The organism is Erythrobacter sp. (assembly GCF_040217515.1).
GTDB lineage: Bacteria > Pseudomonadota > Alphaproteobacteria > Sphingomonadales > Sphingomonadaceae > Erythrobacter.
Genome location: NZ_JAVJPT010000007.1, coordinates 70,866 through 86,337, shown reverse-complemented (window position 1 = coordinate 86,337; position 15,472 = coordinate 70,866). Strand labels below are relative to the sequence as shown.

19 protein-coding genes and 1 tRNA gene are annotated in these 15,472 nt (G+C 65.9%); 12 read left to right on the top strand and 8 right to left on the bottom strand.

Going from position 1 to position 15,472, the window contains the following annotated elements; translation table 11 throughout:
- The first annotated feature begins 187 nt into the window (after positions 1-187).
- A complete protein-coding gene (locus RIB52_RS08820; protein WP_350175020.1) occupies positions 188-880 on the top strand; it encodes an alternative oxidase in 693 nt (230 codons plus the stop codon).
- Positions 881-1,372: 492 nt separating this feature from the next.
- On the opposite strand, the gene RIB52_RS08815 is transcribed toward RIB52_RS08820, so the two are convergent.
- From RIB52_RS08815 to RIB52_RS08800, 4 genes are all read right to left on the bottom strand, one after another.
- The gene (locus tag RIB52_RS08815) at positions 1,373-2,218 is read right to left on the bottom strand and encodes a Brp/Blh family beta-carotene 15,15'-dioxygenase (RefSeq protein ID WP_350175300.1); all 846 of its coding nucleotides are present in this window, start codon (positions 2,216-2,218) and stop codon (positions 1,373-1,375) included.
- 85 nt (positions 2,219-2,303) lie between these two features.
- Positions 2,304-3,086: a bacteriorhodopsin-like gene (locus RIB52_RS08810; protein ID WP_350175018.1), complete on the bottom strand. Its 783-nt coding sequence runs from the start codon at positions 3,084-3,086 to the stop codon at positions 2,304-2,306.
- Between the two features lie 246 nt (positions 3,087-3,332).
- Positions 3,333-3,908, bottom strand: a complete 576-nt coding sequence (locus tag RIB52_RS08805; RefSeq protein WP_350175016.1) for a LuxR C-terminal-related transcriptional regulator — start codon at positions 3,906-3,908, stop codon at positions 3,333-3,335.
- 472 nt (positions 3,909-4,380) lie between these two features.
- Positions 4,381-4,467: transfer RNA gene (locus tag RIB52_RS08800), tRNA-Leu, on the bottom strand.
- A gap of 208 nt (positions 4,468-4,675) precedes the next feature.
- Here RIB52_RS08800 and RIB52_RS08795 point away from each other — a divergent pair.
- Positions 4,676-4,933: a hypothetical protein gene (locus tag RIB52_RS08795; protein ID WP_350175014.1), complete on the top strand. Its 258-nt coding sequence runs from the start codon at positions 4,676-4,678 to the stop codon at positions 4,931-4,933.
- Between the two features lie 30 nt (positions 4,934-4,963).
- On the opposite strand, the gene RIB52_RS14825 is transcribed toward RIB52_RS08795, so the two are convergent.
- Complete coding sequence (locus tag RIB52_RS14825; RefSeq protein ID WP_502879507.1) at positions 4,964-6,226, bottom strand: zinc-ribbon domain-containing protein; 1,263 nt, start codon at positions 6,224-6,226, stop codon at positions 4,964-4,966.
- Positions 6,227-6,382: 156 nt separating this feature from the next.
- On the opposite strand from RIB52_RS14825, the gene ftsE reads away from it, so the two are divergent.
- Genes ftsE through RIB52_RS08770 form a run of 4 tightly spaced genes read left to right on the top strand, consistent with a single transcriptional unit; the run spans position 6,383 to position 9,307 of the window.
- Positions 6,383-7,141, top strand: coding sequence for a cell division ATP-binding protein FtsE (gene ftsE / locus RIB52_RS08785; RefSeq protein ID WP_350175012.1), 759 nt, complete (start codon positions 6,383-6,385; stop codon positions 7,139-7,141).
- Entirely contained in the window at positions 7,138-8,067 is a 930-nt protein-coding gene (locus RIB52_RS08780) for a cell division protein FtsX (RefSeq protein ID WP_350175010.1), read from the top strand. The genes ftsE and RIB52_RS08780 overlap by 4 nt, the downstream gene beginning before the upstream one ends.
- 11 nt (positions 8,068-8,078) lie before the next feature.
- The gene (locus tag RIB52_RS08775; protein ID WP_350175008.1) at positions 8,079-8,609 is read left to right on the top strand and encodes a YdcF family protein; all 531 of its coding nucleotides are present in this window, start codon (positions 8,079-8,081) and stop codon (positions 8,607-8,609) included.
- Positions 8,610-8,617: 8 nt separating this feature from the next.
- Positions 8,618-9,307: a lysophospholipid acyltransferase family protein gene (locus RIB52_RS08770; protein WP_350175006.1), complete on the top strand. Its 690-nt coding sequence runs from the start codon at positions 8,618-8,620 to the stop codon at positions 9,305-9,307.
- Between the two features lie 3 nt (positions 9,308-9,310).
- On the opposite strand, the gene RIB52_RS08765 is transcribed toward RIB52_RS08770, so the two are convergent.
- Both RIB52_RS08765 and hisC read right to left on the bottom strand, forming a co-directional pair.
- Positions 9,311-10,213 (bottom strand): prephenate/arogenate dehydrogenase family protein, encoded by a 903-nt coding sequence (locus RIB52_RS08765; protein ID WP_350175004.1) that lies wholly within the window; start codon positions 10,211-10,213, stop codon positions 9,311-9,313.
- On the bottom strand, positions 10,210-11,322 hold the full coding sequence (hisC, locus tag RIB52_RS08760) for a histidinol-phosphate transaminase (protein ID WP_350175002.1): 1,113 nt from the start codon (positions 11,320-11,322) through the stop codon (positions 10,210-10,212). The genes RIB52_RS08765 and hisC overlap by 4 nt, the downstream gene beginning before the upstream one ends.
- A 116-nt stretch (positions 11,323-11,438) precedes the next feature.
- On the opposite strand from hisC, the gene metX reads away from it, so the two are divergent.
- Genes metX through RIB52_RS14820 form a run of 3 tightly spaced genes read left to right on the top strand, consistent with a single transcriptional unit; the run spans position 11,439 to position 13,406 of the window.
- On the top strand, positions 11,439-12,542 hold the full coding sequence (gene metX / locus RIB52_RS08755) for a homoserine O-acetyltransferase MetX (protein WP_350175000.1): 1,104 nt from the start codon (positions 11,439-11,441) through the stop codon (positions 12,540-12,542).
- Positions 12,535-13,146: a methionine biosynthesis protein MetW gene (gene metW / locus RIB52_RS08750; protein ID WP_350174998.1), complete on the top strand. Its 612-nt coding sequence runs from the start codon at positions 12,535-12,537 to the stop codon at positions 13,144-13,146. The genes metX and metW overlap by 8 nt, the downstream gene beginning before the upstream one ends.
- Before the next feature lie 26 nt (positions 13,147-13,172).
- Positions 13,173-13,406: a hypothetical protein gene (locus RIB52_RS14820; RefSeq protein ID WP_502879506.1), complete on the top strand. Its 234-nt coding sequence runs from the start codon at positions 13,173-13,175 to the stop codon at positions 13,404-13,406.
- Positions 13,407-13,417: 11 nt separating this feature from the next.
- Here the strand turns inward: RIB52_RS14820 and RIB52_RS14815 are convergent, their stop codons facing one another.
- A complete protein-coding gene (locus RIB52_RS14815) occupies positions 13,418-13,552 on the bottom strand; it encodes a hypothetical protein (protein WP_502879505.1) in 135 nt (44 codons plus the stop codon).
- Positions 13,553-13,665: 113 nt separating this feature from the next.
- On the opposite strand from RIB52_RS14815, the gene RIB52_RS08740 reads away from it, so the two are divergent.
- The 3 genes from RIB52_RS08740 (at position 13,666) to msrB (ending at position 15,339) form a co-directional block, all read left to right on the top strand.
- Entirely contained in the window at positions 13,666-14,058 is a 393-nt protein-coding gene (locus RIB52_RS08740; RefSeq protein ID WP_350174996.1) for a hypothetical protein, read from the top strand.
- Between the two features lie 105 nt (positions 14,059-14,163).
- Positions 14,164-14,835: a glutathione S-transferase family protein gene (locus RIB52_RS08735; protein WP_350174994.1), complete on the top strand. Its 672-nt coding sequence runs from the start codon at positions 14,164-14,166 to the stop codon at positions 14,833-14,835.
- Between the two features lie 87 nt (positions 14,836-14,922).
- Entirely contained in the window at positions 14,923-15,339 is a 417-nt protein-coding gene (gene msrB / locus RIB52_RS08730; protein WP_350174992.1) for a peptide-methionine (R)-S-oxide reductase MsrB, read from the top strand.
- The last annotated feature ends 133 nt before the right edge of the window (positions 15,340-15,472 follow it).

The following is a 15,472-nucleotide window of genomic DNA, read 5'->3' as shown; positions in this document are numbered from 1 at the left end:
GGCTTCCTGCATCTTTCGGGTCGCTTGGCTCCGCTTGATTGCATCAAATCGCACACCTTGTGCGCCGGTTTCGCGCGAAATTCCCGGAAGTCGTCACAATATCATGAGGGCCGAGGGAGTTCCGGTCAGGGCGCCCGACATGGGGTCGGGTAGAAGGGGCCGGACGAGCTTTGGGTGTTCCCGAACCATGAAACCGATCGATCCACGTCCACTGGTCAGGCAGGCCAACCCTGCAGCCGTGCTCGACCGCCACGTTCCCCCGCGCACTGCGAGCGACAGGGTCGCCTATGCCTTCGTCAAGGTGCTTCGCTTCGTCGCCGACACGTTCTTTTCCCGCCGCTATGGCCACCGCGCCGTCGTGCTGGAAACGGTTGCTGCCGTGCCCGGAATGGTGGGCGGTTTGTGGCAGCATCTCACCGCGCTGCGCAAGATGCGCGACGATGAAGGCTGGATCCGCACGCTTCTCGACGAGGCGGAAAACGAGCGGATGCACCTGATGACGTTCATCGAGATTGCGCAGCCCAGTGCGCTCGAGCGGCTGCTGATCGCGATCGTGCAGGTCGTGTTCTACAATTTCTACTTCTTCCTCTACCTCTTCGCCCCGCGCACGGCGCACCGCGTGGTCGGCTATTTCGAGGAGGAGGCCGTCATCAGCTACACGGCCTATCTCGCCGAGGTCGATGCCGGTCGGCACGAGAACCTGCCCGCGCCAGAAATCGCGATCGATTACTGGCAGCTTCCTGCGAATGCGCGCCTGCGCGACGTCATCATCGCGGTCCGCGCCGACGAGGCCGAACACCGCGACGTCAATCACGGCTTCGTCGAAGAGCTCGATGCCCGGCGCGCGCACAGGCCGCTCGAAGGTCCGACGGCGCAGTGAGGCGTGCCCGATAAACGCGATCCTGCACCGCTCTGACCAAGGTTACGTATGGTTCAGCCTTGGCCGGAGCGGTGCCATGCAAAGGATGAAGACCGTCCGCTTTCACGCAGGCGGGAAAAGCGCAGTTGCATCTCGGGCGCGGCGCAAGGGTCACTCAGGGCGGCGCGAACCGGAAATGGCGCAAGTCCGCCCGGTATCCGTCATTGCGGACCGTCGGGCAGCAATCCCTTCGCAGCGATAGCTTGGGACGGCGACAGCCCTTCCTGCCCGACCGGTCACGATCTCACTGTGGTCCTGTTCACATGCTCGAGCGATGAAGCAGGGGCCGCAGCGGTGGCGTATACGCGCTTTTGCAGACCGGGCTCCGTTCCAACCTGATCCGGGTCCCCGATCCCGACCCCGCCCCTGACCAGGGCTGAGCGGACGAGGATACCAATTCAGATCTTGCTTCCAGAACCCCGGACGAAGCCGTGGTCGACGTCCATCGGTCGATCAGGCGGTGTCCACATCCAGGTCCGCACGGCAGAGCTGCAAGACCGGCCCGACGCATTGATGCGGCATCGCCAGCGCGGCGAGCAATTGAAAGCCTGCCGCCGCGCTCGCCAATCCCCCGTCAAAGGCATAGGGAAAGCAAACGGCACCCAGGAACACGGCCAGCCCGGTGATCGCTGCACCCGTCAGGACCAGCCGCGAAACCGGCCAGGTGGCAAGATCCTGCCTGATCGCAATCAAGTGGCGCGGCGTGTGGAAAATGCAGAAAAAGAGCGTGAAACCGACCAGTGTGGGGAAAAATATCAGGCTGCCGAGCATGATTGCGAAAACGCCCGCGCGGCGCCAATCGTTCTCCTGCGCCAGGATGAACAGCCCTGTCGCGGCCACGAGCAGGACGATCGGGGCAATCAGGACGAACACCGAGCGAAGCAGCATGGCGACATCTTCGTCCGCCATCGCGGCGAAAATCGTCTCTATTTGCTCGGGATGTCCGATCCCGATCGCGCAAAGCGGCGCGAAACCGAGGGCAAACCGGAACAGGGGCTCACGAAGGTCGCCCCAGTCTTCGCTGAAATGGATGATCGCGGTCGCGGCGAACACCATGAGAGTGAGTGATGGCGCGGCATACCAGCCCGCGATCATCAGGGCGAAAAGCCCGACATAGACAGCCGTGAAGAGCGTCAGTCGTCGCATGCTCAGGCGGGATGTCCTTGCCGCCCGGTGGATATCGAAAGCACCATGCGGAAGCCCGCCGAGCAGAAATGCCGTCGTGGCCAGCGCCGATAGCGGCAATGTCCCGTTTCCGGGTAGCGCAAGGCTCAGGAGCCAGGCCGCCCCGACCGCCATAAGCTGGATGAGCGGCAAGCCCGTTCCCGATCTCAGGATCGGGAACGGGCCAGCCTGTCCAGCCGTGAGTGCCGCAGCCACGGTGTCAGCCCGTAGCTTCGGCCGTGGTGCCGCCGGCTTCGGCGCCCTCGATCTGCGTCTTGCGGACGGCAATCATGTATATGAGGACACCGACAACCGCCTTTGCGACGAGATCGGCGAGCGTGTAGCCGACCTGGATGACCGTCTCGGCGGTCGGTCCGGTAATGTCGGCAAAGGGCGCCATATAAACGATCGGATAGAAGCCCCAGCTCGCAAAGGTCAGCAAGCGAGCCTTCTTGATCAATTCGCGGACACCTTCGTGCTGGCGATCGATCGCTTCGCCCAGCCCCTTGAACAATTCATAGACGATGTAGACGAAAGGCACGGTCGATGCCGCTCCCCAAAGCGCGCGGGTCGCGTTGTCGGTGGCGATCTCGCCGGGGAAACCGAGGATGATCATGAGTGCGGCAGCGATGCCGAGCTTGGTCGACTTGCCGATCGTTTCCTCGCGGCTAAGCCCCATCACAAGGACGAGTTCGATCAGCAGGAGCGGCACGGTCAAAAGCCAGTCGACATAACGATAGGCGTCGTTGAACGAGTAACCGGTCGCCTCGAGCACCCCGTCCTGAAGGGTGAACGCCGCCTCCCAGCTCTGCCCGATGCGCAGATAATGGTAGGCGGCAATGGCGCAGACGAGGCCGGAGATCGTGATTGCGCTTTTGTAGCGATCGGAAACCTGGCTGCGATTGAGCCAGAGAAACAGGGTGGTCGCCAGCATTGTCGCGAATGTGAAAGAGAAGGCATTGAAAATCAGATTGTATTGGAAGGGCGAAAGAGCCTGTTCCATGTCATGCTCCCATATTGGGCCTGGACTCCAGGAGTCCAGGCATTGAACGATGGAAGCGACTGCGCAGACCCGGCGGGAAGGTACGTGGGGTTGTTGGGCGCATCCGCGCAATCGCCGAACGTCAAATGGGATTGACACCCCGGAACCCGAATACGGACCTTGGTCCAGCACAGACCAAAGTCCATGTCGAAGGCTGCGATCCGCCCGCCGCGTCTCGACCCCCGGCCCTGTGCGATCGGCGCGTTGCTAGAGGCCTGCTTCCACCGCAAGGCGTATAAGATCGGCCTGCGTGCGCAGTTTGAGCTTCTCCATCACCAGCCCTCGATGCATCTTCACCGTCTTTTCCGAAAGGCCGAGCACGTCGGCAATCTGCTTGTTCAAAAGCCCTTTGGCGACGAGTTTGGTAACCTCGAGCTGGCGCGGCGAGAGCTGTTTCAGGCTGGTCGCCGCCCGTTGACGGTAATTTTCGCTGATCGCGTTTTCCCCGTCCTCGATCTCGATCTGGCTGCCCAGGAAATAGACGAGATTATCCTCGTCGTCATAGATCGGAGCGACACACACGGCGTTGCGGAAAGGCGTTCCGCACTTCTTGTAGTTGAGTATTTCGACGAGGACCGGGCGATGGGCCTCCACTCCCTCGCCGATCTTCTTGCCAAGCCAGGGTTCGGTCCCGCTGCCGGAAAGGAAACGGCAGTTTCGGTCGAGCACCTCTGCGGGCTTGTAGCCCGTGAGGTCGACGAAGGCCTGGTTCAAGGCGATGATCGGGTTGTCCGTCAGCCGGGGGTCGGAGATGACCGAGGCGATTGGTGTCGATGAGATCATCGCGCGGAGCCAATTGGAAGGGCGCGATCGGTCGGAGAGATACGCCCGGCCCGCCGTACAATACGCAAGAGGCGACTCAACGTCGCCGCAGGCCGCACCCCGACCCGTCTGCCGCTCGTCATTTTCCGCAAGCCTGGCAGGCTGCGCCGATCCACCAGAATCGCCCTGTTCCATGCCGTTACAACCCGGCGACCTAAAGCAATGTTCCAGCACGCAAGGGGTAAGCGGGACACAGGTTCCGTGCCGGGCCCTGCAACGGGGGCCGAACGCGGGCAGGAAGACGCTACGGCAAACCAAGGCGCCGGTCCCGGCAAGCCGCGCCAAGGCCACGAAACCGGCATCGGTTGAAATTTGCATGAACCCGGTTGACGCTTTTTCAAGCGATCGCCGACGCGACCCATTCCCGCAAAACCGCGCGCTTTTCAGCGTAGCGGAGCATGCTCCGGATTTTCCGGTTTCCTCGGGGACTGTTTGGTGCGGTCGAGAAGACTCGAACTTCCACGGGCGTTAGCCCACAACGACCTCAACGTTGCGCGTCTACCAGTTCCGCCACGACCGCACTCTGTATTCGCACGAGCCAGACGGCTCGCCCCGGTAGGAGCGCGCCCGTAGCAAGGGGGGGGACGCGGCGCAAGCCCTTTGAGTGGTGCATCGGACGGGATGGAGCAGGCCGGTTTTCGAAAGGATACGCACCCTGCCTGTCCTGCGGCGGGACCATTGTGCGATCGCGCTTGCGAACGAGATTAAGACCTTGGCAACCATGATGCGTGACTTGCGTACTCGATCTCGCTTTCGGTCTTTTTCTCGCCGCCCAGGCTGTGGCCCAGCCGGTTGGCGAAAGCGACCCCGCCGCTTCCCGCGAGCCGGTCGCGGTCGTCGCCACTGCCACCGTGCGGGTCATCCGCCCGGCCGTAATCGATTTTGCGCAAGGCGGTGCCGGGGATCGCGACGATGAAGCCGACGCGGAGCGTCGACGCCAGCGCCGGGTGGATAAGTCAGGCACGACCTGGATAGAATTCAGCTGATCCTGCGCCGCGACAGCCGACTCGGATCGCTCAGCCCGGAGCCCACCCGACTTCGGCAAAACGCGCGGCCTGCGGGACGTCCGCGATCGCCTCTGTCACGGTGAGCGTTTCGCCGGGTGCGAGCGTGCGCTTGGCCGGCACGACGACCCGGTTCGCGAGCGCTTCGTCCGTCTCGCCGCGGAAAACGATGAGCAGGTCGGGCACGCCCACGCTTTCGCGGGCCACGTTACTGATCGTCCCGCGCACCCGGAAAACCCGCTCACCGGTCTCGAGCGTATCCATGCGCTGCTGTCCGGCCTCGAAATCGAGCACCAGTTCGGGTTTGCCGATGCCGAAAGTCGGCCGGCTGAACGGGGCGAATTCGGGCACCCCGAAATAATTGATCGCGACCGCCGTACCGCCTGCCAGCAAGGCGAAGAGGACCACCAGGGCCGTCCACATCTTCGCCGGGTTCCGGCGTGCGGTGAAGGGCGCACGATATTCGAATTGCGAGACTTCCTCGTCGTCGAAATAGTGTTCTTCGAGAGCGGGGGTGTCGTCGTGCGCGGCAATGGCATCAACCTCGCCATTTTCCCTCGCCTCGCCATCCACTTCCCCGGCGAGGGGATCGTAGGTGGGGTCGATCGGAGTGCCAACGGGAGGTTCGGCCAGTTCGTCGGCATCCGCCTTGCGTTCGGAGCGACGCGAACGGCGGGTGGCCGGACCATCGCGGCTGACCCGGGCCCTGCGTTCGGTCTCGGAGCGTTCCCTCGAAGCTGCGAGGCCCCGGCGCAGCGCGCGCACGCTGAGCCCCGCATCTGTTGCGTCAGTCGCGCTCGCGGATTTTTCCGGTTCGTGCTCTTGCGGCTCCGCAGCGCCGCCGATTCCGTCATTGCTGCGCCAATGGCTGATGCCGGGTCGGGGCGCATCGGCGGCCTCGTCCGAAGCCGTCGGTGGAGGGTCCCCTGAGGCTTCGGCCGGAGGCTCGGCCGACGAGGAAGGCGACGAGACGGGAGCAGCCGATGCGGGCGGGGGGGCGGAATCCGCCTCCGGGTCGCCGCCCGAGAGATTGCCCCTATCGCCGGATGCATCCGGTCCCTGCGCAGCGGGAGCGCTCTCGCCGTTGTGCGCGCCGGTCCCTTCTTCGCGCGGCCCGGCAGGGGAGCCGTCCTGCAGGCGGGGGTCCGGGCGAGCCTCGGGCTCCTGGAACCAGCTATGCTTGCATTTTGCGCAGCGCACGGTCCGACCGTCAGGACCGATCGCGGTCTCCGGCACGGCATAGCGGGTGGCGCAGGCGGGGCAGGATATTATCATCGTTGCCTCTGCCTTATCGTTCGGCCCGTCAGGCACAAGGGCAGGGCTCCCCGGGAGCCGTATATCCGCGGTCTTTTCCACATCGTTGCGGGCTATATAGTGCGTCGCGGCGAAGTTGCACTTCCCCCCTTCGGAGCCCGCTGTTAGAGCCGCGCGATGATCGACAAGCCGGGCGAGATCGTGAAGTTCGATAATGTCGGGCTGCGCTACGGCACCGATCCCGAAGTCTTGACGGATCTCAGCTTCACGCTCTATCCGGGCAGCTTCTACTTCCTCACCGGTGCCAGCGGCGCGGGCAAGACGAGCCTGCTCAAGCTGCTCTATCTCGCCCAGCGGCCCTCGCGCGGGGCGATCCGCATGTTCGGCAAGGACATGATCACCTTGCCGCGCCGCCGCCTGCCCGATTTCAGGCGTCGCCTCGGCGTCGTTTTCCAGAACTTTCGCCTGGTCGAGCATCTGTCGGCCTTCGACAATGTCGCGCTCCCGCTGCGTCTTGCCGGAACCGAGGAGCCGCGTGTGCGCAAGGCGGTTGCCGACATGCTCGAATGGGTCGGCCTCTCGCACCGCGCCGAGGCGCGCCCGCCAAGCCTGTCGGGCGGCGAGCAGCAGCGCGTCGCGATCGCCCGCGCAGTGATCGCGCGGCCGCAAATGCTGATCGCGGACGAGCCGACCGGCAATGTCGATCCCGAAATGGCCCTGAAGCTGCTGCGCCTCTTCGAGGCGCTTAATACTCGCGTGGGTACGACGGTCGTCGTTGCCACCCACGATGTCCAGTTGCTCCGCAAAGTGCCGGATTCGCTCATCATGCGGCTCCACAAAGGGCAGCTCTCCGATCCCACCGGTGCCCTGCGCTTTCCGCCTCGTCCCGGCGGGAGCGCGGCAAGTGGGCCCGCCGGAACGAGGGACGCCCGGTGATCGCGCCGCCGCTGGCCGACAAGCCTTCGCGCGAGGCCGCGCCGGTCGGCTCGCGTCTCGCGGCGAGCCTTATCCCGACGAGCCGTTTCGGCGGGGCGATGCCGTGGGTCATCGCCCTGTTCACCGCGCTGGTGGTTATTGCGGCAGCGGGTGGGCTCGCGCTGGACAATCTTGCCGGCAATGCCCGCGCCCAGCTTTCCGGGGCGGTGACCGTGCAAGTGGTCGAGGCCGAGCCTGCCCTGCGTGAGCAGAAGGCCGCGCGCGCCGCCGAAATCCTGACCGAAGAGGCGCTGGTGCGCTCGGTCAGGGTGGTCCCGCGCGCGGAGCTTGTCGAACTGCTCGAACCGTGGCTCGGCGAAGGCGCGACAAGCGGCGAAGTGCCGATTCCGGCGCTGATCGACGTGGAGCTCACGAGAACGGCGGATACGGCAGAAATCGCCGCGCTTTCGCGCGCGCTGGAAGCAGAGGTGCCGGGGGCCCGGGTCGATGCGCAGTCCGACTGGCTGCGCCCCGTCTACGACGCTCTCGCGGCGCTGCAATATCTCGCGCTCGCGCTGATCGCGCTGGTCGCCTGCGCCACCGCTGCCGCCGTGTGGCTCGCCGCGCGCAGCGCTTTCGCCAACAATCGTGAAACCGTCGAGGTCGTCCACCTGCTGGGTGGGACCGACGGGCAGGTGACCCGGATCTTCCAGCGCGCGGTCATCCGCGATGCGGCTTTCGGGTCGCTGGTCGGAGCGGGGCTTGGCGTGGCGGCGGTCTGGGTGCTCGGTCGCCAATTCGCCGGGCTCGACAGCGGCATGGTCGCGGGCGGGGCGCTCGGTCTGCAGGATTGGGCGGCGATCGCCACGATCCCCCTGCTCGCCGTCGCTCTCGCCGCGCTTACCGGGCGAATCACCATTGCCTTCGCCTTGCGTAAGATGCTTTGAGCGCCGCCGCCGTGATTCGCTATGTCCTTTCCACCATCCTCCTCGCCTGGGCACTGGGCTTCCTGTGGTTCGCGGTGTTCCTGCCGCAGCCCGCAGGCAATGCGCGGACCGATGCTGTGATCGTGCCGACGGGCGCGGCGGGTCGCATCCAGCAGGGCCTTGCCGTGCTCGATGCCGGGTTTGCCGAACGCATGCTGGTAAGCGGGGTGGCCCCCGAAGTGCGCCCGGCCGAATTCGCCGCCGAGTTCGGCGTATCGCCGGAACGGATGGAATGCTGCGTCGATCTCGGCTTCGCAGCGGTCGACACCAAGGGCAACGCCTCCGAAATCGCTGCCTGGGTCGAGGCCAACGACATCGCCTCGCTGAGGCTGGTGACCACCGACTGGCACATGCGCCGCGCGGCGAGCGAGCTCGACCGCACCCTGCCCGCCGAGGTCGAGGTGGTGCGCGACGCGGTCCGTTCCGAGCCGAGCCTTGCCAGCCTGTTCATCGAATATCACAAGCTGCTTGCCAGCGGGGCAGGCGGGCTTGTCGGGATCTGAGCGCGATAATGCTGACAATCCTGCGAAATCTCGCCTTCTACCCGCTCTTCTACGCGGTGAGCGTGCTGCTCGTGGTCGCCTCGCTCGCGGTCCTGCCTTTCGGGATCGGCCCGCTCAGGCGCGTGGTCTCGGCATGGAGCGCGTGGCATCGCTGGTGCGTGCGCCGACTGCTCGGCATACGCATCGTCGTCGAAGGCGAATTGCCGTGCGGCGAGGCGCTGATCGCGGTCAAGCATGAAAGCTTTTTCGAGGCGATCGACATGCCGCGGCTGCTTGGCTTTCCGACCGTTTTCGCCAAGCGCGAACTTTTCGCCATTCCCGGCTGGGGCTATTCGGCGCGGGCCTATGGTCTCGTGCCGGTCGCGCGCGATGCCGGGGCAAAGGCCCTGCGCGAGATGATCGCGCTCGCCCGGTTGCGCGTGGGAGAGGGTCGGCCGCTGGTGATCTTTCCCGAAGGCACGCGGGTTCCCCACGGTACGCGCGCGCCGCTGCAATCGGGCTTTGCCGGGATATACAAGCTCCTCAAGCTTCCCGTCGTGCCGATCGCGGTCGATTCCGGGCCGCTCTATCACCGCCAATGGAAACGCGCCGGGACGATAACCTACCGCGTGGGAGAGACGATCCCGGCGGGCCTGCCGCGCGAGGCGATCGAGGCCCGTGTCGAAGCGGCGATCAACAGCCTGAACGATACCGGCTGAGCGTCATTGCTCGCGACCGAAATCGGGCTTGGGCGTTTCCTGGCCCTGCTCGATCACCTGCCGCCGGATCGCGCGGGTGCGACTGAACAGGTCGTGCAAGGTCTCGCCGTCGCCCGAGCGGATCGCGCGCTGGAGCGCGGTCAGGTCTTCGGTGAAGCGCCCCAGCATTTCGAGCACGGCCTCGCGGTTGCTGAGGAACACGTCGCGCCACATGACCGGATCGGAGGCGGCAATACGGGTGAAATCGCGAAAACCGCCGGCGGAATACTTGATCACCTCCGAACGGGTCACTTCCTCCAGGTCGCTCGCCGTGCCGACGATGGTGAAGGCGATGAGATGCGGGATGTGGCTCGTCACCGCGAGGACGAGATCGTGGTGGGCCGGGTCCATCACCTCCACCTTGGCGCCGAGGCCGGCCCAGAAATTCGAGAGCGCTTCGAGCGCCTCCGGGTCGGCGTCTTGGGGCGGCGTGAGAATGCACCACCGTCCCACGAAAAGCGTCGCGAAACCGGCTTCGGGCCCGCTCTGCTCGGTCCCGGCGACCGGGTGGGCCGGGATCACCGAGCGACCGGGCAGCGCCTCGGCGAGCGCGTCTGCGACGCTTTGCTTGGAGGACCCCACATCGCTGATTATGGCGGGTTCGGGCACGGCCTCGGCGATCGCGGTGGCGGCATCGCGCATCGCGCCCACCGGCACGCACAACACCACGAGATCGGCATCGCGCACCGCATCGGCCGGGCTTTCGCAGACGGTCCCGACCACCGCCAGTTCCTCCGCCTTGCCGCGCACCTTGGGATTGGCGTCGAAGCCGGTCGTGGCGATGCCCGGCGCGCGTTCCTGCAGCGCGAGGCCGATCGAGGAACCCAGCAGGCCGAGCCCGATGATCGCGACGCGCTCTATCCTCATGCGTTTTCCCCGCAAAGTCGTGCGAGGCAGGCGATGACGCGGTCCATGTCCTCGCTCTTGCCGATGGTGATGCGCAAGGCCTGGGGCAGGCCCTGCCCCGGCAGGTGGCGCACGGCATAGCCTTCCTCGGCAAGCGCCTCGCGCGCGGTTTCGGCCGTCACGTCGCCTTCGAACAGGACCAGCAGGAAATTGGCCTCGCTCGGCACGGCGCGCAGGCCGTGATTGCCGAGCGCGGCGATCGCATCGGCAAGGCGCGCGCGCTCCGCCGCATTGTGCACCCGGCTGCGCTCGACGAAATCCCGGTCGCCGAGCGCGGCAAGCGCGGCCTTCTGCCCGCTCACGGTGACGTTGAACGGGCCGCGAATGCGGTTGAGGACATCGACGAGACCGGGAGCGCCATAGGCCCAGCCGATGCGCTCGGCGGCAAGGCCGTGGATCTTCGAGAAGGTGCGCGTCACCAGCACGTTGTCATGGGCGCGGGCAAGGTCGAAGGCGGCGCTCTGGTGGGCGGGGTCGACATATTCGCCATAGGCCTCGTCGATCACCAGCAGCACGTGCCGAGGCAGGCCGGCATGAAGCCGCTCGACCTCGGCAGGCGGAAGCCAGGTTCCGGTCGGATTGTTCGGATTTGCGAGAAAGGCCACGCGCGTCGCGTCGGTTATGGCGCCCAGCAGCGCATCGACATCGGCGGTGAAATCGCGGTCCGCGACCGCCACCGGCGTCGCCCCGCAGCGGCGCGCGGCGATGTCGTAGACGGCGAAGGAATGGCGCGAGAACACCACTTCGTCGCCGGGCCCGGCAAAGCCCTGAGCGGCGAGGTTCAGCAATTCGTCCGAGCCCGTCCCACACACGATCCGCGCCGGATCGAGACCGTGCAGCCCACCCAGCGCCTCGCGCAATGCACCTGCCCCCGGATCGGGATAAGTCGCCGCCTCGGCTCGCGCGGATGCCAGCGCCGCGAGCGCGGCCGGGCTCGTGCCGAGCGGGTTTTCGTTAGCCGACAGCTTGACGAGCGAGCGACCGTCGCTCGCTTGCGACGAGCCGGGCTTGTAGGCGTGGATTTCGAGGATCCAGGGCTTTGGCTTGGGGAATTGCGGGCGCGTGGTCATGGGAAGCGCGGCGATAAACGCTTCGCAACGGCGCGACCAGCCCCCTCTTCGGTCCTTTCTGCCACGGCTGCCCGGATTGACACGCGCGCGCGGCTCGCCCAATCGCCGCGGCGAGCATGAACGTCGCCCAGCCTAGCCATGTTTTCGCGGTCCCCGACGACCTGCCGCTCGACAGCGGTCAGGTGCTCGGCGGCGCGCAGATCGCCTACGAGACCTATGGCGACCTTGCCGCCGACCGCTCGAACGCGGTGCTGGTCTGCCACGCTCTGACCGGCGACCAATATGTCGCAAGCCCGCATCCGGTCACCGGCAAGCCGGGCTGGTGGGAGCGCATGGTGGGGCCGGACAAGCCGATCGACACCAACCGTTTCCATGTCATCTGCGCCAATGTCATCGGATCGTGCATGGGTTCGACCGGCCCGGCAAGCGAAGCGCCCGACGGCGCGCCTTACGCGATGCGCTTTCCCGTCATCACGATCCGCGACATGGTCCGCGGCCTCGTCGCGCTGCTCGACGGGCTGGGGATCGAGCGGCTGCACGCGGTCGTCGGCGGGTCGATGGGCGGGATGCAGGCGCTGAGCCTCGCCGCCAACTGGCCGGAGCGTGCGGCGCGGGTGCTGGTGATCGCCTCGACCGCGCGCCATTCGGCACAGAACATCGCTTTTCACGAGGTCGGGCGCCAGGCGATCATGGCCGATCCGGGCTGGGCCGATGGCGATTACTATGCCCGCGAGGCGCGGCCCGATAACGGCCTCGCCGTGGCGCGCATGGCGGCGCATATCACCTATCTTTCGGAAGAGGGGCTGACCGCCAAGTTCGGCCGCCGCCTGCAGGACCGCGAGGCGACGAGTTTCAGCTTCGACGCGGATTTCCAGGTCGAATCCTACCTGCGCTACCAGGGCAGCGGTTTTACCCAGCGCTTCGACGCCAACTCCTACCTCTATATCACCCGCGCGATGGATTATTTCGACCTCGCGCAGGAGCATGGCGGAAAGCTCGCCAATGCCTTCGCACGCAGCCGGAACGCGCGGTTCTGCATCGTCAGTTTCGATACCGACTGGCTCTACCCGACTGCGGAAAGCCGCCACATCGTTCACGCGCTCAACGCGACCGGCAACCGGGCGAGCTTCGTCGAGCTGTCCGCGCCCAGCGGGCATGACAGTTTCCTGCTGCCGCACGAACAGCTCGACCGGGTGGTCGAAGGCTTTCTCAATGGCTGACCATGCGGCCGGCCTGCGGTTCGACCTTGCCGCGATCGCCGCTGTGATCCGCGAAAAGCATCCGGGCGCGCTGGTGCTCGATATCGGCTGCGGGGACGGCGCGCTGATGGCGGCGCTCGAAAGCGAGGCAGGCTGCGACGCGCGCGGGATCGAGATCGATGCCGAATTGGTCGAACGCTGCGTCGCGCGCGGGCTTTCGGTGGTGCAGGGCGATGCGAATATCGACCTCGCCGAATATCCCGACAAGGCGTTCGATTTCGCGGTCCTGAGCCAGACGCTGCAAACCGCGACCCGGCCCGACCTGATGCTCGACGAGCTGCTGCGTGTGGGGACGCGCGCTTTCGTCAGCTTCCCCAACTTCGCCCACTGGCGCACGCGCACCGCCCTGATGTTCGGTGGACGCATGCCGGTTACCGGTGCGTTGCCGGTGAGCTGGTATGAAACGCAGAACATCCACCACGTCACGGTCGACGATTTCCGCGACCTCGCCAGGGCGAAGGGTGCGGTGATCGAGCGATCCTGGTTTTTCGCGACGGAGCGCGCCATTTCGCCCGTCGGGGCGAACTGGCGCGCCGAATATGCGGTGTTCCAGCTGTCCCGCTGAAAGCCGCGCCCGGATCAGCCCGGGCGGTGGATGCCGCAGATCTTGTTGCCGTCGGGATCGGTGAAATAGCACAGATGCATCACGCCCATCGCGTTTTCGCGCGGGCCCGGCGGGTCCTCGATGCTCTGCCGCCATTCGCGACGGCCGCGTCATGCAGTTCCTGCACCTTTTCCGGGCTTGAACAGGCGAAGCCGATCGTCGCGCCGTTGGCGCAGGTCGCGGGCTTGTCGTTGATCGGTTCGGACACGGCGAAGGTGTGACCGCCATGCATTTAGAACAGGCGGGTGTGGCCGCTGTCCGCGACATTGACGAAGGGCTCGCCCGCGCCGAGCACCCCGAGCACCGCATTGTAGAAGGCCTTCGACTTCTCGATGTCGTTCGAGCCGATCATCACGTTGCTGATCATTCGTTCTTCTCTCCTTTTTTGAACCCGTGACGAGCCGATTAGGCGCTGGCCCGAAGAACGACAAGCCGGGTTTTCGTAGCCAGCGGTTCAGCCGCGCGGCTATAGGAAGGGGCATGACCGTGCTCGCTTTCATCGCGCCGCTCGCACTGCTCGCCCAGGCCGGCCCTCCTCCCGAAGAAGCGCCCGCCGGGGGCGTTCCGCTTGGCCTCGAGGGGCTCGAGCTCGAACAGGCCGCCGCCCTGCGCTGTGCCGTCGCCTTCGCGGTAGTCAGCGGGTGGCAGGGCGACGGCGACGAGCGCGGGGCGGCCTATCCCGATCTTGCAAAGGGCGGCGGGCGCGAATTTTTCGTGCGGACCATGGCCCGGCTGATGGACGAGTGCGGGCTCGACCGTGCCGGTGTGCTCGATCTCGTCGCGTTGCAATCCCGGCGCTTCCGGTCGCGCCCGGGCACGATCGCGCAGATCATGCCCGCCTGCCTGATGATGAAGCGTTCCGCCGGGCTCTGACCGCAGGCAGGGGCTGCGATCGTTCCCACTTATGCGCAGGCTTTGCACGCGTGCGCGCCTGTCCGGCTGGATTTTCGCAGCGCTTTGAGGCATCCGGGTCGGGCGATGTGGCGTCTCTACCAATTCCCGCTGTGCCCTTTCAGCCGCAAGGTTCGCCTGCTCATGGGTGAAAAGCACATTGCCTATGAAATGGTGCGGGAGGATCCTTGGGCGGCCTCCGACGCCTTCTGGAATCTCAATCCTGCCGGACGCACCCCGGTGCTGATCGACGAGTCGCGTGCGATCACCCTGGCCGACAGCCGGGCGATCTGCGAATATCTCGAGGAAACCAGCGACACCTCACCGATGATCAACGGCCCGGCTACGGTTCGGGCCGAAATCCGGCGACTGGTCGCGCTGTTCGACGAGAATTTCTACGCCGACGTCACCGCCCCGCTGCTCTCCGAACGGATGAAAAAGCGCCTCGTTCTCGGTCAGCCGCCCGACAGTCGGGCGCTGCGCGAGGCGATGAAGATGGCGCACGGCCATCTCGATTACATGGACTGGCTGATCGACAACCGCCCGTGGCTCGCGGGCTCGACCATGAGCCTCGCCGACCTCGCCGCTGCCGCCCAGATCTCGGTCGCCGACTATCTCGGCGGGATCGACTGGAACGGGCACGAACAGACCCGCGGCTGGTACGCCGTGTTCAAGAGCCGCCCGAGCTTCCGCCCGCTGCTGACGGAACGCATGGACGTGATCAAGCCGCCAGCCCATTACGCGCTCGTCGATGTGTAGGCTTTACCGGGCGCAAGGGCCCTGCATAGCGCCCTTGCGCCCGCCTGTGCGGTCCCGATATATCCCGGCGAAAGAGAGGACAGCGCGATGGCATCGACCCCCGAAGACCCCAGAAGCCTCACCGAGGACCAATGGCGCGAGCGGCTTTCAGCCGAACAGTTCCACATCCTGCGCGAAGCGGGAACGGAGCGCGCCTATACGGGCAAGTACGACAAGTTCTACGAGAACGGCGAATATATGTGTGCCGCGTGCGGCACGCGGCTGTTCATCAGCGCGGCGAAATACAACAGCGGCTGTGGCTGGCCGGCCTTCACGCGGCCGGCCGAGGCCGAAACGATCGAGGAGCGCCGCGACATCTCCTTTGGCATGATCCGCACCGAAGTGCTGTGCGGCAAGTGCGGGAGCCATCTCGGCCATGTCTTCCCCGACGGCCCGCCCGAGGAGGGCGGCTTGCGCTATTGCATCAACTCGGCCGCGCTCGAATTCGTCCCCGAAGGCGAATAGCCGCCCCGGAAAGGCGCGATCCGGCCGCGTTCGCGCCGATCTGCGCCTCTGGTGCGACCAGCACCGGGGAAGGGTCCGCAGCGGCATGTTCACGCGCGGTTACAACTTGCCTATGCATCATGCTTTGCACGGT

Coding starts and splice junctions, on each gene's coding strand:
- RIB52_RS08770 (WP_350175006.1), top strand. CDS start 8,618: ATGCTGACAATCCTGCGAAATCTCGCCTTCTACCCGCTCTTCTACGCG.
- RIB52_RS08740 (WP_350174996.1), top strand. CDS start 13,666: ATGACCGTGCTCGCTTTCATCGCGCCGCTCGCACTGCTCGCCCAGGCC.
- metW (WP_350174998.1), top strand. CDS start 12,535: ATGGCTGACCATGCGGCCGGCCTGCGGTTCGACCTTGCCGCGATCGCC.
- RIB52_RS14815 (WP_502879505.1), bottom strand. CDS start 13,552: ATGATCAGCAACGTGATGATCGGCTCGAACGACATCGAGAAGTCGAAG.
- RIB52_RS14825 (WP_502879507.1), bottom strand. CDS start 6,226: ATGATAATATCCTGCCCCGCCTGCGCCACCCGCTATGCCGTGCCGGAG.
- RIB52_RS08805 (WP_350175016.1), bottom strand. CDS start 3,908: ATGATCTCATCGACACCAATCGCCTCGGTCATCTCCGACCCCCGGCTG.
- msrB (WP_350174992.1), top strand. CDS start 14,923: ATGGCATCGACCCCCGAAGACCCCAGAAGCCTCACCGAGGACCAATGG.
- RIB52_RS08735 (WP_350174994.1), top strand. CDS start 14,164: ATGTGGCGTCTCTACCAATTCCCGCTGTGCCCTTTCAGCCGCAAGGTT.
- RIB52_RS08820 (WP_350175020.1), top strand. CDS start 188: ATGAAACCGATCGATCCACGTCCACTGGTCAGGCAGGCCAACCCTGCA.
- RIB52_RS08815 (WP_350175300.1), bottom strand. CDS start 2,218: ATGGCGGTCGGGGCGGCCTGGCTCCTGAGCCTTGCGCTACCCGGAAAC.
- hisC (WP_350175002.1), bottom strand. CDS start 11,322: ATGACCACGCGCCCGCAATTCCCCAAGCCAAAGCCCTGGATCCTCGAA.
- ftsE (WP_350175012.1), top strand. CDS start 6,383: ATGATCGACAAGCCGGGCGAGATCGTGAAGTTCGATAATGTCGGGCTG.
- metX (WP_350175000.1), top strand. CDS start 11,439: ATGAACGTCGCCCAGCCTAGCCATGTTTTCGCGGTCCCCGACGACCTG.
- RIB52_RS08765 (WP_350175004.1), bottom strand. CDS start 10,213: ATGAGGATAGAGCGCGTCGCGATCATCGGGCTCGGCCTGCTGGGTTCC.
- RIB52_RS08810 (WP_350175018.1), bottom strand. CDS start 3,086: ATGGAACAGGCTCTTTCGCCCTTCCAATACAATCTGATTTTCAATGCC.